This window comes from Nocardioides sp. Z13_37, assembly GCF_058355585.1.
Genome location: NZ_JBZGDV010000002.1, coordinates 100,227 through 115,114, shown reverse-complemented (window position 1 = coordinate 115,114; position 14,888 = coordinate 100,227). Strand labels below are relative to the sequence as shown.

12 protein-coding genes are annotated in these 14,888 nt (G+C 73.6%); 4 read left to right on the top strand and 8 right to left on the bottom strand.

All coding sequences use genetic code 11. The annotated features are described in order from the left end of the window. Window positions 1-2: 2 nt before the first annotated feature. From AC4H2S_RS05465 to AC4H2S_RS05430, 8 genes are read right to left on the bottom strand one after another with little or no spacing between them, the layout of a single operon-like run. Complete coding sequence (locus AC4H2S_RS05465; RefSeq protein ID WP_491495956.1) at window positions 3-926, bottom strand: DUF1353 domain-containing protein; 924 nt, start codon at window positions 924-926, stop codon at window positions 3-5. Between the two features lie 31 nt (window positions 927-957). Next, window positions 958-2,229 carry an FAD-binding protein gene (locus AC4H2S_RS05460; protein ID WP_491495955.1) on the bottom strand — a complete coding sequence of 424 codons (1,272 nt, stop codon included), beginning with the start codon at window positions 2,227-2,229 and terminating at the stop codon, window positions 958-960. Then, window positions 2,226-2,897, bottom strand: a complete 672-nt coding sequence (locus tag AC4H2S_RS05455; RefSeq protein ID WP_491495954.1) for a polysaccharide deacetylase family protein — start codon at window positions 2,895-2,897, stop codon at window positions 2,226-2,228. Before AC4H2S_RS05455 ends, AC4H2S_RS05460 begins: the two co-directional genes overlap by 4 nt. Then, window positions 2,894-5,239, bottom strand: a complete 2,346-nt coding sequence (locus AC4H2S_RS05450; RefSeq protein WP_491495953.1) for a glycoside hydrolase family 3 N-terminal domain-containing protein — start codon at window positions 5,237-5,239, stop codon at window positions 2,894-2,896. Before AC4H2S_RS05450 ends, AC4H2S_RS05455 begins: the two co-directional genes overlap by 4 nt. Next, complete coding sequence (locus AC4H2S_RS05445; protein WP_491495952.1) at window positions 5,236-6,300, bottom strand: LacI family DNA-binding transcriptional regulator; 1,065 nt, start codon at window positions 6,298-6,300, stop codon at window positions 5,236-5,238. The genes AC4H2S_RS05450 and AC4H2S_RS05445 overlap by 4 nt, the downstream gene beginning before the upstream one ends. Window positions 6,301-6,314: 14 nt before the next feature. Continuing rightward, window positions 6,315-7,172, bottom strand: a complete 858-nt coding sequence (locus AC4H2S_RS05440; protein WP_491495951.1) for a carbohydrate ABC transporter permease — start codon at window positions 7,170-7,172, stop codon at window positions 6,315-6,317. A gap of 5 nt (window positions 7,173-7,177) precedes the next feature. Further along, complete coding sequence (locus AC4H2S_RS05435) at window positions 7,178-8,170, bottom strand: carbohydrate ABC transporter permease (RefSeq protein ID WP_491495950.1); 993 nt, start codon at window positions 8,168-8,170, stop codon at window positions 7,178-7,180. Between the two features lie 50 nt (window positions 8,171-8,220). After that, window positions 8,221-9,504 (bottom strand): ABC transporter substrate-binding protein, encoded by a 1,284-nt coding sequence (locus tag AC4H2S_RS05430; protein ID WP_491495949.1) that lies wholly within the window; start codon window positions 9,502-9,504, stop codon window positions 8,221-8,223. Window positions 9,505-9,945: 441 nt separating this feature from the next. On the opposite strand from AC4H2S_RS05430, the gene AC4H2S_RS05425 reads away from it, so the two are divergent. From AC4H2S_RS05425 to AC4H2S_RS05410, 4 genes are all read left to right on the top strand, one after another. Then, entirely contained in the window at window positions 9,946-10,188 is a 243-nt protein-coding gene (locus AC4H2S_RS05425; protein WP_491495948.1) for a hypothetical protein, read from the top strand. An 80-nt stretch (window positions 10,189-10,268) separates the two neighbouring features. Then, window positions 10,269-11,426 carry a glycosyltransferase gene (locus tag AC4H2S_RS05420; RefSeq protein WP_491495947.1) on the top strand — a complete coding sequence of 386 codons (1,158 nt, stop codon included), beginning with the start codon at window positions 10,269-10,271 and terminating at the stop codon, window positions 11,424-11,426. Next, window positions 11,423-13,618 carry a peptidase domain-containing ABC transporter gene (locus AC4H2S_RS05415; RefSeq protein ID WP_491495946.1) on the top strand — a complete coding sequence of 732 codons (2,196 nt, stop codon included), beginning with the start codon at window positions 11,423-11,425 and terminating at the stop codon, window positions 13,616-13,618. The genes AC4H2S_RS05420 and AC4H2S_RS05415 overlap by 4 nt, the downstream gene beginning before the upstream one ends. Further along, window positions 13,615-14,880: a glycosyltransferase family protein gene (locus AC4H2S_RS05410; RefSeq protein ID WP_491495945.1), complete on the top strand. Its 1,266-nt coding sequence runs from the start codon at window positions 13,615-13,617 to the stop codon at window positions 14,878-14,880. The genes AC4H2S_RS05415 and AC4H2S_RS05410 overlap by 4 nt, the downstream gene beginning before the upstream one ends. Window positions 14,881-14,888 lie beyond the last annotated feature (8 nt).

Genomic DNA, 14,888 nt, shown 5'->3' with positions numbered 1-14,888 from the left:
GATCAGCCGAGGCTGAGCAGCACGAACAGCACCAGCGCCGCGGCGGTGACCACCCCCGCCAGGGCCCACGCCGCCACCGACGAGCGACGCGCCAGCCACTCCACCGCCTGATAGGTCGCGCCGATGGCGGCGAGGGCGACGGTGACGTGGAGCAGCACCGCCAGCATCATCCCCGCGATGGCGCCCGCCGTCCGCAGCCGTCCCCACAGCAGGCTGAGCACCAGGGGCAGCACCACGGCCCCGGCGAACCCGCCGGCGAGCTCGACCCACCACGGCCGCTCCCCCATCCACGGCAGGTCGACCGCCCCCACCCACGACCGGTCGAGCAGGTCGCCCGTGGCGCTGTAGCCGAGGTAGACGATCACCGCGATGGTGAGGGCGGCCGCTGCCCGGTAGGTCCACGTCCGAGCCGCGGACCAAGGCACCGCGCGGCCCACGAAGATGGTCGCGACGGTGACCGCCGACCAGACGATCCAGCGCCGCACGACGCCCGTGCCGGTGTCGGCCATCGCGTCGCGGAAGACCCGGTCGGCCTCGACCCGGTCGACCACGTGGCCCTGTGTGGAGACGTAGGACGTCGGGTCGTCGCGACCCGCCACCAGGGCGTCGTGGAGCAGCGCGGCCGGCAGGTGGGCGCCCGTCTTGGGCACCAGCCAGGTGAAGAGGGCGGGCACGGACGTCAGGTCGGTGCGGAAGTCGGGGCGCGCCGGCACGAGCAGCTCGCCGAGGTGGCGGTCGCGATAGGCCAGGCGTCGCGCCAGCGCGAACGTCTCGACGCCCTCCTCGGAGTGACGCTCGAGCACGATGCGGGGGTCGGAGCCGGGATCGGGCGGCTCGCCGGGCCCGGTCGGCGTCGGGAGGGTGCCGCCGCCGTAGAACCGGCGCGGCTGCACCTCGACCTGCTCCAGGCGCTCCCGAGTGCTCATGGCCCCAGTGTGGCGCTGCCGACCGACAGCGTCAGGGAGCCAGCAGGTCGTTGCGGAACGCGCCGGCGGGGTCGAGGCGCGCACGCAGCGCCTCGAAGGCGGCGCGGTCGTAGGCGCCCGCAGGGTTGCGCAGCGCCGGGGTGGCCGTGATCTTGCCCCAGTGGGCGCGCGGGTCCCACGGCGCGAGCGCGTCCTCCACCGCACGCAGCGCCGGGCGCACCAGCGCCGGGTCGGGGCGCCACGTGAAGTGCGCGGCGACGGTGTCGCGGCCACGGAACGGGCTCAGCCACAGGTCGTCGGCGGCGATCGAGCGGATCTCGTGGACGAGGAGCGCCGGCGCGACCACCGGAGCGATCGCCGTCATCGTCGGCAGCAGGTGGGGCGCCGCGGCCCTCGGCAGGAAGAGCTCGCTCTGCAGCTCCTCCCCCACGCTCGGCAGGTGCGCGGCCCGGAAGTGCGGCAGCCGCTCGTGCCACGGGCCCGGCACGCCCTGCTGCGGCGACGTGGCGACCGGATCGATCCCCTGCACCGGGTGCAGCTCGCGGTCCGCCGGGGCGCGCGAGGCCAGGCACGGCGCCAGCGCGCGGGGGCGGTCGAGGCGCTCCTTGACCCACACCGAGGTGACCCGCCCCGGGTCGGACAGGTCGGTGAACACGCTGACGCTGTCGCCGCTGGCCAGCACCGCCGGCAGCTGCTCGGCCACCTCGGCTGCGGGCAGGTCGGCCCAGACCCGCTGGCGGACGTCGTAGGCGGGCTCGGTCCGCAGCCACAGCCGGGTCACCACGCCGAGCGCGCCGAGCGACACCACGGCCCCGCGCAGGTCGGGGTCGTCGCCGCCGATGCGGACGAGCTCGCCGCCGGACGTGACCAGCTCGAGGGCGGTGACCGCAGTCGACAGGGAGCCGTTGACGTCGCCGGACCCGTGGGTGCTGGTGGCGCAGGCGCCGGCCACGGTGATGTGGGGCAGCGACCCGAGGTTGTGGAGCGCGCGGCCCGCGGCGTGCAGCACCGGGGCGACCTCGGCGTAGGTCGCCGCCGCCGGCACGACCGCGACCGGCCCGTCGGGGCCGTCCTCGAGCTCCACCGGCAGCCCGAGGTCGCGGGCGCTGACGTGGAGTCCGTCGGTGTCGGCGACCGTCGAGAACGAGTGGCGCGAGCCGAGGGCGCGCACCCGCCGGCCGTCGGCCGCGGCCGCGGCGACCACCTCCTGCAGCTCGGAGGTGCTGCCGGGCGCGACGAGCTCGCGGGCGCGGTAGGTGACGTTGCCCGCCCAGTTGGTGCGGGCGTGGTCGGAGGTGGTCACGGGTGCTCCTCGGCGCCGCCGCGCGGCAGGGTGAAGTGGAAGCCGTCGGCGATCTTCTCGGCGACGACGAGGGCGACGGCCTCGACGGTCGTGGCCCGGTCACCGCCGCCGTCGTGCGCCAGGACGACCGCGCCCGGGGTGATCGCGGCGCGCAGGTGCTCCGAGAGCGTGGTCACACTGCGATCGTCGCAGTCGTCCCAGTCGTGGATGACGTTGCCCAGCCCGAGCGGCTGCATGCCGAGCGAGGCGGCCACCTGCCCGGTGCGGCCGAACGAGCCGTTGGGCGCGCGGAACCAGGGCACCGCCGCCTCCGGGTCGCCGAGGGCCCCGCGGATGATGCGGAGGGTGGCCAGCAGCACGGCCGCGGCCTCGGCCTCGGAGGCCGACCCCAGGTCGGCGTAGTCGAGCGAGTGGTTGGCCACCGCGTGGCCCTCGGCGACGGTGCGGCGCAGCAGCTCGGCCCCACCCGGGGCCAGGACGCTCTGCCCGACCACGCAGAACGTCGCCGGGACACCGAGGTCGGCGAGCACGTCGAGCAGACGCCCGGTCTGGCGGGGGTCCGGGCCGTCGTCGAAGGTCAGCGCGGCGACCCGCCCCGTGCCCCGGGCCACCTCGACGGGCGTCGCCGTCGGCGCGGAGGCCCCGCCGGGCACGAAGGCGTCGCTCACGAGGACACGTCGACCTCGACGACCTCGGGCTCGAGCACGCGGTCGGGACCGACGGCCCGCTCTGAGCCGACCAGGGTCAGGTCGAGGACCGCCTCGTGGTCGGCGCTGGAGCGGCCGACCCGCAGCTCGACCGCACCCGGCTCGACGAGCCGGACGTGGTCGCGACCCGTGAACGACGTCAGGTCGGCGTGCAGCCGCAGGTCGAGGCGGCGACGCTCGCCGGGCGTCAGGTCGACCCGGGCGGCCGCCACCAGGCGCTGGACCGGGCGCACCACGGAGGCGGCGCAGTCGTGGAGGTAGACCTGCACGACCTCCGAGACCTCGCGGTCGGTCTCGTTGGCCAGCTCGACGCGCACCTCGGCGACGCCGTCGGTGCGCCACGTCGGCCCGGAGAGCAGCTCCACCCCGCGCCAGGTCGCCCGGGCGTAGGCGAGGCCGTGCCCGAAGGGGAACAGTGGCGTGGGGTCGAGGGTGGTGACCTCGGTGCGGTGCGCCAGGGGCGAGCCGAGGTAGGTCGACGGCTGGACCGTGCCGGCGCCGGGGAAGCCGACGGGCAGCCGCCCCGACGGGTTCGTGCGGCCGGAGAGCACCTCGGCGACCGCCGTGGCGCCCTCCTCGCCCAGGAAGAACCCGCACACGATCCCGGCGAGCCGGTCGGCGTAGGCGCTCAGGTCGTAGGGACGCCCGACGAGCAGGACGGCGACGACGGGCGTGCCGGTCTCGAGCAGCCTGTCCAGCAGCTCCTCCTGCCGCCCGGGCAGGTGCAGGTCGGCCGCGTCGCAGCCCTCGCCCGAGGTGCCGTTGCCGAAGAGCCCGGCCCGGTCGCCGAGCACCGCGACGCACACGTCCGCGTCCCGCGCCGCCCCCACCGCCGCCTCGAGGGCGCCCTCGGGGTCGGCCGGCTCGTCGTCGACGAGGCGCGCCACCCCCACCGCGCACCCGCGCTCGTGCACGACGTCGTACGACGCGGCCAGCACCTCGCGCAGGGTCGGGATCGCCAGGCCCGCCTCGGTGCCGGCGTGGTGCGGCAGCACGTGCATCGGGAAGGAGTAGCAGCCCAGCATCGCCTCGCCGGTGTCGGCGTTGGGACCTACCAGCGCCACCCGGGTGCCCTCGGCGAGCGGGAGCGTGCCGTCGTTGGCCAGGAGCACGACGGAGCGCCGCGCCATGTCACGGGCGAGCGCGCGTGCCTCCGGGGGGTCGAGGTCGACCGGACGCGCCGGGGCCGGCTCCCAGTCGGCGTCGAGCAGCCCGAGCTCGCACTTCTGCCGGAGCACGCGCCGCAGGGCGCGGTCGACCACCTTCTCGTCGACGCGGCCGTCGGCGAGCGCCTCCAGCAGCGGGGCGCCGTAGGCGTCGACGGTCGGCAGCTCGACGTCGATGCCGGCGTCCAGCGCGAGGCCGGCCGCCTCCCCCAGGTCGGCGGCCATCCGGTGCAGCGTGTGCAGGAAGGCCACGGAGAAGTAGTCGGCGGCGACCGTGCCCTCGAATCCGAGCAGGTCGCGCAGCAGCGTGGTGAGCAGGGCCGGGTCGGCCGCGGAGGGGATGCCGTCGATGTCGGTGTAGGCGTTCATGACCGAGCGGGCACCCGCGCGCAGGGCCATCTCGAACGGCGGGAGCATCACGTCGTGGAGCTCGCGCGCGCCCATGCCGACGGGGGCCAGGTTGCGCCCGCCGCGCGAGGCGGAGTAGCCGAGGAAGTGCTTGAGGGTGGCCACCACGCCGGCCGACTGCACGCCGCGCACGTAGGCCGAGGCCATCGTCCCGACGAGGTAGGGATCCTCGCCCATCGTCTCCTCGACCCGCCCCCAGCGGAGGTCGCGGGTGACGTCGAGCACCGGCGCCAGGCCCTGGTGGATGCCCAGCCGCGCCATCAGGGTGCCGATCTGCGCGCCCATCCGCTCGACGAGGTCGGGGTCGAACGCCGCCGCCCAGCTGAGCGGCGTCGGGTAGATCGTGGCGCCCCACGCGTTGAGCCCGGTCAGGCACTCCTCGTGCACCTGCGCCGGGATGGCGAAGCGGTTGGCCGCACGCACCTGGGCCTGCCGCTCGGCGAGCGTGCGGAGCCCGTGCTCGACCTCGGCGGGCGCGGTCCCGAACGGGCGGGTCAGCTGGCCGAGGCCGTCGGCGACGATGTCCTCCCACGCCAGGTCGGGACCCGACTCGTGCAGCATGGGCGCCATCTCGCCGGCGTCCGCGGCGAGCAGCCACACGCCCGAGAGCTGGGCGACCTTCTCGGCGGGCGTCATCCGCGCCACCAGGTCGTCGACCCGGTCGTCGACGCCCAGGGTGGTGTCGCGCCACGGCTCGTGCGCGTCGGTCGGGGAGAGCGGGGCGGTCACGAGGCGACACCTCCGGGGGATCGGGTGGAACGCCGCAGCACCAGCTCGGTGCCCAGCGTGTGGTGCGGGTCGGCGGGCTCGCGGCCCTCGATCAGCCCGAGGAGCATGGAGACCGCGTCGCGTCCCATCTCGCGGATGGGCTGGGCGACCGTGGTCAGCGGCGGCTCCGACAGCGCCGACTCGGGGATGTTGTCGAAGCCCACGAGGGACAGCTCGTCGGGCACGTCGATCCCGAGCTCGCGGGCGACGTCGAGCACCGCGAGGGCCATCTGGTCGTTGGCGGCGAAGACCGCCGTCGGCCGGTCGCTCCGGTCGAGCAGCTGGTGCGCGACCTCGCGGGCCACGTCGGCCTCGAACGCGCCGCGCACGACCAGCGACTCGTCGACCGGGACGCCGGCCTCGCCGAGCGCGTCGCGGAAGCCCTGCTCGCGCAGCTGCGCCGAGACCAGGTCGGCGCGGCCCGTCACCATGCCGATGCGGGTGTGGCCGAGCTCGAGGAGGTGGCGTACGCCTGCGTGGGCGCCCTGCAGGTTGTGGGCGGTCACCGTCGGGATGGTGGTGCTCCCGGTGTGCGGGTCGATGGCGACGACGGGACCGTCGGCGTCGACGTCGGTGACCGTCGGCGTCACGAGGACCGCACCGTCGACCAGGGTGCCCATCAGGCGGGAGAGGTAGCGACGCTCCCACCCGACGTGCTCGTCGACCCGGCCACCGGCGGAGTAGGCGACGAGCTCGAAGCCGGAGCCGCGGATGGCGTCGGCCGCGCCCTTGAGGACCTCGGTGCTGAAGGGCTCGAAGTCCGCGACCAGCACGCCGACCACGTTGGTGCGCTGGTTGCGCAGGCTGCGCGCGACGAGGCTGGTCTCGTAGCCGAGCCGCTCGATCACGCTGCTGACGTGGGCCGCGGTCACCGCCGAGATGCCGTAGCGGCCGTTGATCACCTTCGACACGGTCGAGACCGACACCCCGGCCTCGGCGGCGACCTGCTGCATGGTCACCCGGCGGGCGGTGCGGTGCCCGGTGAGGGGCCTGAGGCCGTCGACATCCTGGGCGCCCGTCATCTCCACCATCCTCATCAGCCCTTCACCGCACCCTGCAGCCCGTTCACGATCCGGCCCTGGAGGGCCAGGAAGAGTATGAGTGCGGGCAGCGCCGCCACCGTCGTGAAGGCCAGCACGCCGGCCGTGTCGGCGGAGTACTGGGTGGAGTAGTCGGCGACGCCGAGTGGGAGCGTACGCATCTCGCCCTGCAGCAGCAGCAGCGGCAGCAGGTAGGAGTTCCAGGACATCACGAAGGCCAGGACGCCGACGGTGACCAGGGCGGGCAGGCTGAGCGGCAGGGCGATCCGCCAGAAGACGCCGACCCGGGAGGCGCCGTCGATCAGGGCCGCCTCCTCGAGCTCGCGCGGCAGCGCCATCAGGAAGGGGCGCAGGATCACGACCGTCACCGGCAGCGCGAACGCCGCCTGCGGCAGGGCCACGCCCCACCAGGTGTTCGACAGCTGCAGGTCGCGGCTGATCAGGATCGAGAGCGGGATGATCGCGGTGGCGAGGGGGAAGAGCAGGCCGAGCACGAACACCATGAACAGCGGCTCGCGCAGCCGGAACTCGTAGCGGGCCAGCGGGTAGGCCGCCATCACCCCGGCGCCGACCGCGATGAGGGTGGTCAGGCCCGCGACCACCAGCGAGTTGGTGGCGTAGCGCCAGAAGTCGGGGTTGGTGAGCACCGCGGTGTAGTTGTCGAGGCGCCACGGGCTGGGCAGGCCGGCCGGGTTGCTGGCGAGCTGCTCGTTGGACCGGAAGCCGTTGAGGGCACCGTAGACGACCGGTCCGACGCTCAGGGCCACGACGGCGAGCGCGATGACGTAGACGGCGGGGTTGGCGCGGCCGATCGCGCGGGGGACGGCGCGACTGGCGGCACGGGGAGGGGTCACGGCGCTCACCTCAGGTCTCGGGTGTCGCGCCGCAGCACGAGACGTTGGTAGAGCGCGGCCATGGCCACGCCGATGACGAACAGGACGACGGAGGCGGCACCGGCGATGCCGTAGTTGCCGCGCTGGGTGCCCTGGGTGACGAGGTAGGTCGCCATGGTCGTGGTGGCGTTGGCCGGCCCGCCGCCGGTCAGCACCCAGACCATGTCGAAGAGCTGGAGCGAGCCGATCATCGACAGGAAGCACCAGGTGCGGATGGTCGGGCCCATCAGCGGCACGACGACGCGCCACTGGGTCTGCCACCACGAGGCGCCGTCGAGCTGCGCCGCCTCGTAGACCTCCTCCGGCACCGACTGGAGCCCGGCGAGGAGCAGCAGGATCGCCAGCCCGAGGTACTTCCACGTGAGCACGGCCACGACCGCCCACAACGCCAGCCCCGGGGTGCCGAGGAAGCCCTGCTCCGGCGGGACGACGCCGACTCCGCGGAGCACCCCGTCGACCACCCCGGTGTCGGGGATCATCAGCTGGAACCAGATGACGCCGGCGATCACCTCGGCGAGGACGTAGGGGACGAAGATGAGGGTGCGCACCAGCCCGCGCCCGCGCATCCTCCGGTTGAGCAGCAGCGCGACCCCGAGCCCCAGCGGCAGCTGGATGGCGATGCTGAGCACCACGATGACCAGGTTGTGGGTCACCGCCTGGGTGAAGACCTCGTCGGTCAGCACCCGACGGTAGTTGGCCAGGCCGACGAAGTCGTCCATCGGCCCGAACCCGCGCCACCGGTAGAGCGACATCCGCACCGCCGAGAGCACCGGCCACGCGACGAACAGGCCGAGCAGCACCAGGGCGGGCGCGACGAAGACGACGATCTCCAGCCGCTGGCGCGCGGTGGGTCGGGGCCCGCCCCGGGAGCGGGCCGACCGCACCATGTCGGTCCGCTCCCCCGGGGCGGGGTCGCCGGTCCCCAGATCCGGGGCGGCGGTCAGTGAAGGCAGGGTCACGGAGTCTTCCTGGGAGTCTTCCTGCGAGTCTTCCTGGGAGTCTTCGCGGCTCAGCCCTGGTCGTCGGCGGCCTGCTGCATGGCGTCGACGACGTCCTGCGGCGTGGCCTTGCCGGCGAACATGAGCGCGATCGCGTCGTTCATCGCACCGCCCACGGACTCGCCGAACGCGGTGTCGAAGTAGAGCTGGACGTAGGGCGCGCTGTCGCGGACCTCGATCAGGTCGGCGAGGACCGGGTCGCTGACCGCGTCGGTCGCGGCGGGCACCGTCGGCAGGCCCATGTCGTTCTCGGCGAACCCCCGCTGCACCTCCTCGCTCAGCAGGTAGGTGACCAGGTCGACGGCGGCGTCGGGCGACCCCTCCGCGACGGCCCACGCGTCACCGCCGCCGAGGGCCGCGGCCGGGTCGCCGGCACCGCCCTCGACCGCGGGGAACGGGAACCAGCCGGTCCGGTCGCCGAGCCCCTTGCCGTCGTCGGTGAGGCCCTGCATGACGCCGGGCTCCCAGTGGCCCTGCATCTCGCTGGCGACCTTGCCGGTGGCGAGCAGGCCGGAGGCCGAGTTGGCACCCTCCTGCGCCGGGGTCGCCAGGAAGCCCTTGTTGAACGGCTCGGTGGCGACGAAGTCCTCGACGACCTCGCCGGCCTCGACGAAGCAGGGATCGGAGAAGTCGAGGTCGGCGACCGCCTGGGTCAGCACGTCCTCGCTGCAGGTGCGCACGGCGGCGTAGTACCAGTAGTGGGCGGCGGGCCACTTGTCACCCGCGCCGAGGGAGAGGGGCGCCATCCCGGCGGCCTCGAGGTCGGCGTTGACCTGCTCCCACTCCGCCATGGTCGTGGGCGGGGTGACGCCGGCCTCTTTGAACTGCTCGGTGTCGTACCAGACGCCGACCACGCCGAGGGAGAAGGGAAGCGCGTAGGTGCGGCCGTCGACCTGCCACCCGGCGACCGAGCCGCCGATGGCCTCGATCTCCTCGGCGGCGTCCTCGGTCAGGTCACGGGTGAGGCCCGCGTCGACGTGGGCGGCGAGCTCCCCGCCACCGCGCTCCATGTAGACGTCGGGGAGGTCGCCGCTCTGGAAGGCGGCGGCGAGCTTGTCGACCATGTCCTCGTGGGCCATCGCGGTGACCTCGACGGTGACGCCCGGGTTGTCGTCCTCGAAGTCGGAGGCCACCTTCTCGTAGAAGCCCTTGCCCGGCTCGTTGTTGGAGTTGTGCCACCACGTGATGGTGTTGTCGTCCCCGTCTGCCGTGCTGTCGTCGGCGCCGCAGGCTGCCGTCAGCGTGGTCCCGGCGCACAGCAGGGCCAGCGCCGCGACTCGTGTCTGCTTTCGCATCTCGATCGATCCTCTCCGACCCCGCCGCCTATGACGTGGATCACACTCGTGCAGCGTGCCCGAGCGATCGCCGCGGTGTCAATCGTTGTCGATAACGATTTCCAGCGGGTACGCCGAGGGCAGACGCCTCGTCGTCGGCGACCCCGCGCCCGCCTGCCCGGCGATCTCGGACGCCATCCGCGTGGCCCACGTGCTGCTCATCGGTGTCCCTCGGTGGGCCGTCGGGCGAGGTGGACCGTGGGCCTCAACCGGTCCGTACCAGGCGTACCGATCCCGCTCGCCGCGGGCGAGGGGCGTGCCACGCTGCCTGTCGGCGTTTCGAGTCGGGCGGAGGCGGGCATGGTCGTCCATGCATCCGCCGGTCGCGGTCGTCCGACCGGGCAGGTGGGTGTCGTCGGAGGAACTCCCCTTCGACGAGCCAACACGAAAAGAGTGATGCAGATGTCGTCGCGCGAGTTCCTGCTTCAGGAAATCATCGACAAGGACAAGCTGAGCACGATTCGTGGAGGGAGCTGGATCGACGACCTCCGCAACTGGTACTACCGCTACGGGCCGAAGTGTGGCTCCGTCGGACTGACCGGGATCGGGTCCACGGCCTGGATGGGGAGGATGACGGCCTACGCCATCGACCACTCCAAGCCCACCCCGCCCCGCCAGACGTGCGGAACGTGCGTGTGCCAGTAGCCAGGGCGTCGTGACCAGCTCAACCCGGGTGGCCGTGCTTCGCGCGGCCACCCGGGCCGTTCCTGCTCGAGGAGGTGCCGGTGGGGTCCTACGACGTCTTCGACGCGACGGACGACGACAGTGAGGCGCTGGCGGTCGTGCGAGCCACCACGCTCCTCGACCCCGCCTTCGCCGGCGAGACGCCCGGCCCCGCCGCCGGGTCGACCGCCCTCACGTTCGTGGTCCTGACCCGCGACGCCGAGGAGACCGTGGCGCGCTGCCTGCGCAGCATCCCTGCCGACGCCGCGATCCTCGTCCTCGACAGCGAGTCGCGGGACCGCACGCGCGAGATCGTCGCAGAGGTGCGACCGCGCGCCCGGGTCGTGGTCCGCGCATGGACCGACGACTTCTCTGCGGCGCGCAATGCCGCTCTCGACCTCGCCGCGCCCGGCTGGGTGGCCTACGTCGACGCGGACGAGTTCCTGCTGCCCGGGCACGCCTCGCGGCTGGTCGCGGCCGCCGGGCTGCTGGAGCGCCACCCCGCACGCGACCGGATGCGGTGCGGTGTCGCACTGCTCGACAGGACCGCCGGGGTGACGCCTTTCCTGCCTCGGATGGTGCGCGCCGCTGGCGGCGTGCGCTGGGCAGCCCCCCTGCACGAGGACCTCGTGCCCACCGACCCGCGCGACACGCTCCTCGACGTCGCGCTCGACGCGACCATCGCCCACGACGGCTACGCCCGCGACGACGACGGCCGAGCCGAGCGCAATCGGAGGATCATCGCTGACTGGCTCACTCGCGAGCCCGATGCCGGACGGGCGCACCTCGCGCTCGCACGGGAGCTGACCCGGGAGCACCAACATCGCGATCGCGCGCGCCACCTGTCGGCGGCACTCGCCGACCGTTCCCTCACCGAGCGGGAGCACCACAGTGCGCTGTTGTCGTCCCTGGTCAACGAGCTGCTGTCCCGGGGACCCGTGGCGCTCCTCGCCCGGCTCGAGGAGCACGGCGACATCGAGCCGGGCCTCGAGGAGCTGGTGCTGAAGGCGCGAGCACTCCACCTGCTGCACGACACCGAGCTGCCCCGCACCCGATCCGCCATCGCCCAGCTGCTGCTGGCCGTGCCCGTGGCCGCCGACCCGGAGGACGACATCGCGAGCCGCGCCCTCGACGCACTGCTTGCGCTGACGGAGCTGATGGGCGAGGACAGCCACGCCCTGGCCCACCAGCTGCACGGCGCCGGGAAGGACGTGCGATGACACGGCACCGCGGCACGCCCTCACTCGTCGCCGAGGCTCAGGTCCCAGCAGACCCCGAGGCCGACGAGAGCTCCCCGGCCCGCACCGCCGTCACCGGTCCGCCGAGCGCCGGCGGGCGTCCGCGGAGGCTGCACAAGGCACACCACGTGCAGCAGCGCGTCGCCACCGACTGCGGTGTCGCCGCGCTCTCCTCCGCCATGAGCTGCTACGGCGTGCGGCGATCGGTGGGGCGGCTGTGGCAGCTCTACGGCAGGTCCAACACCGCCATGTCGCTGCTCGAGCTGCAGGAGGTGGCGGCAGCCAACGGCTTCACCGCACGGTGCTTCGAGTTCGAGCGCCTCGCAGAGGTCAGCCGGTCCTACTTCCCTGCCGTGGTGCACCTCGACCAGGCCGGCGGTCACTTCGTCACCGTCGACCGGCGCATCGGCAGGAGGGTGCGCTGCTCCGACCCCGCCGACAGCCAGTCCTGGGTGCGCCAGAACCTCCTGGCCACGTCGGGCTACCTCATGACCGTCGAGCCCGCTGGCACCGAGGAGATCGCCTCGGATCCGTCCGGGGCGTCCATCCTCGCCCGACTGCTGAGCGGTGCCCGGCGACGGTTGGTGGTCATCGCGCTCCTGTCCGTGGTTGCCACGATCGCCGGGCTCGCGGTGTCACAGTTCGTGCGCGTGCTCATCGACCTGGTCTCGACCGGGTCGGCCCGTCCCGGCGCGCTGGTGGTCCTCGGCGGCGCCACCGTGGCCGTGTCGGCCCTCGGCACAGCCGCGAGCTACGCCTCCATGCGCAAGGCGTTCACCAGCTCGGTAGGCATGGAGCGCGACCTCGCGGTCAGCTACGCCGACACGATCGTGTCGCTGCGGGGCACCGCCTTCCGGTCCTACTCCCCCGGCGACTTGATGGCGCGCTTCTCGGACCTGTCGGAGATGCGGTCGTTCGTGCACGACTCGCTGCTGTCCGGTGTCCTCAGCGCCATCACGTTCCTGGGCGCGGGGCTCGTGCTCGCCCTCCAGAGCCCGCTGCTCGCCGTGCTGTGCACGGCAGGAGTGGCGGTGGTCGCCGGGGCTCGCTGGTGGGGAGGGCGCCGCATCGAGGGGCTGCAGCGACGCTCGGCCGCCGCCGAGAGCCAGCTCACCCAGGCGATGGTGGAGATGGTCGAGGGGTCGGTGTCCAACCGCGGGAGCGCTTGGCGCAGCTACCAGACGCCGCGGCTGGCAGCCGCGTTCGACGGTCTCATCGAGCGGACCCGGCGCGTGTTCCTCACCTCGTCGCTGCTCGAGACCGGTGCCGCCCTCGCCGGCACCGTGATCCTCGTGTCGTGCATGGTCGTCGCCGGGCTGCAGGTGCAGTCGGGAGCCCTCAGCCTCGGCTCGCTGGCGTCGCTGGCCGTACTGCTGCCGATGATGAGCACCGCGGCGTTCACGCTGGTCGGCCTGCAGCAGGACGTGCAGCGCGCGACGGTCAGCGCCGAACGCATCGAGGAGATCTCGTTCGCGACCGCACGAGGGGCCGAGACCTCCCGCGACCTTCCGCCGGTCGGGACGACGCCGGGCCGCACCGCACCGCACGTGGTCCACGTGCGCGACCTCGAGGTCCGCTCGTCAGGGGCGCGGCTCGCGCTGCTCCCCGAGCTGTGGATCGACAGCGGCGAGGTGGTGGGCCTGCGGGGCCCGAACGGCTCCGGCAAGTCCACCGTCTGCCGGGTGCTGGCCGGGATGGAGGACGAGTGGACCGGTGAGGTGTGGATCGACGGAGCTGCCATGCATGACGTCGAGTCGCCCGCGTGGGAGCGACACGTCGGTTACGTGCCCGACTCGGTGTCGGTCACGGCCGACACCCTCCTCGGCAACATCGCCCTCGGGCGAGACGTCCCTCGGATCGACGACATCTGCGCGGCGGTCGGCCTCGACACGCTCGCCGCACGCCTGCCGCTCGGTTACGCCACACCCATCGGGCCGCCGCACGTCCGGCTCTCCGGGGGCGAGGCGCAGCGGCTCGGCATCGCCCGCGCTCTGGCGGGGCGCCCGACCCTGCTGGTCCTCGACGAGGCGACGCGCATGCTGGACGTGGAGACCCAGCGAGAGGTGGTCGGGCGGATCGCGGACAGCGGACTGTGCGATGCCGTGCTGCTGGTGTCGCACAGCGAGTCGCTGGAGTCGCTGGTCTCGCGCATGGTCGAGATGCGGGTATCGTGAACGACGTCGACGCATGGGACCTGCCCGCGGTCCACGCCCGTCTGGCGAGCGTCCGCGACGAGCGTGAACGTGCGCGGCTCCTCGACCGGATCGAGGTACTGACCACCATCGTCCGGCCGGACGCACTGCGACGGGCCGCCGCAGTCGGCACCACCCGACGCGACGACCGGCCCTCGCCACCGCTGCAGGTGACCTACGTGATCCTGGCGCCCGAGGACGGACCCGGCCTGCGTCGCTGCCTGGCGTCGCTGCCCAGCTCGGCGACGCGGCTGGTGGTGCACACCGGAGACGGTCACCTGGCGCGACACGAGCCCGAGGGCACCTGGCCGCCCGAGGTCGAGATCACGAGCTTCGCGTGGCGTCACGACTTCGCCGCCGCCCGCAACCACGCCGCCGCGGTGGTCGGTCACGGCTGGATCGTCTTCGTCGACGCCGACGAAGTGCTGCTCCCGAGCAGCGCCGCACGCCTGAGCCTCGCGCTCGAGCACCTCTCGGCACACCCCCGTTCCCGCCGGCTGGCCGCGTCGCTGCGCGTCTGGGACGGCGAGACAGGTGCGCCCGCGCGGATCGGCCGCGTCTTCCGGGCAGACGGCGACGTGCGCTACCGCGGGGCGGTGCATGAGGAGCTCGCGACGCGGTCGGGGACGCTGGTGGAGGTCGACCTCGACTGCGACGTCCTGCACGCGGGCTATGGCGGCGCCGCCGGTGAGGACCGGCTGCACCGCAACCTGGCCATCCTGGACCGGGTCATCGCCGCGGGCGACGGGCGACCCAAGGACCACTTCTACCGCGCTCGCGACGGCGCCCGGCTGCGCGACCCCGATGCGGTCGAGACCGACCTGCGCCTCGCCGCCGGCGGCGAGTCCGAGCACGTCGCGTTCCAGGGCGATCCGCGCCGCGTCGCGCTCGAGCGGCTGGTCGTCGCAGCGCTCGATGGCGGCGACCTCGATCGGGCGCACGGCCTCATGGCCGGGAGCAAGGACGACGACACGGGCGGTGCCGACCGGGCGCTCGCCGCCGTCGTCGCCCGACGCACGCTGGAGTCCTACGCGGCCGACCTGCGCCCCGCGGCGGCGCGTGCCCTCATGGACGCTGACGACCCGGCAGAGGTCGCACGGCACCTGGACGTGCTCGCGATGACGTCCCTGGTCCTGGGCGACGTCGACACGCTCCGACGCATCGTGGCCGGCGAGCTCGGCAGCACCGAGCCGCCGGGTCTGGCCCGCCTGCTGGGTGCGCTCGACAACCCACACGAGGATTGACACCCCCC

What these genes read in the sequence shown, in the direction of transcription:
- AC4H2S_RS05415 (WP_491495946.1), top strand. Translation starts at nt 11,423, where the DNA reads ATGACACGGCACCGCGGCACGCCCTCACTCGTCGCCGAGGCTCAGGTC.
- AC4H2S_RS05445 (WP_491495952.1), bottom strand. Translation starts at nt 6,300, where the DNA reads ATGACGGGCGCCCAGGATGTCGACGGCCTCAGGCCCCTCACCGGGCAC.
- AC4H2S_RS05465 (WP_491495956.1), bottom strand. Translation starts at nt 926, where the DNA reads ATGAGCACTCGGGAGCGCCTGGAGCAGGTCGAGGTGCAGCCGCGCCGG.
- AC4H2S_RS05430 (WP_491495949.1), bottom strand. Translation starts at nt 9,504, where the DNA reads ATGCGAAAGCAGACACGAGTCGCGGCGCTGGCCCTGCTGTGCGCCGGG.
- AC4H2S_RS05425 (WP_491495948.1), top strand. Translation starts at nt 9,946, where the DNA reads ATGTCGTCGCGCGAGTTCCTGCTTCAGGAAATCATCGACAAGGACAAG.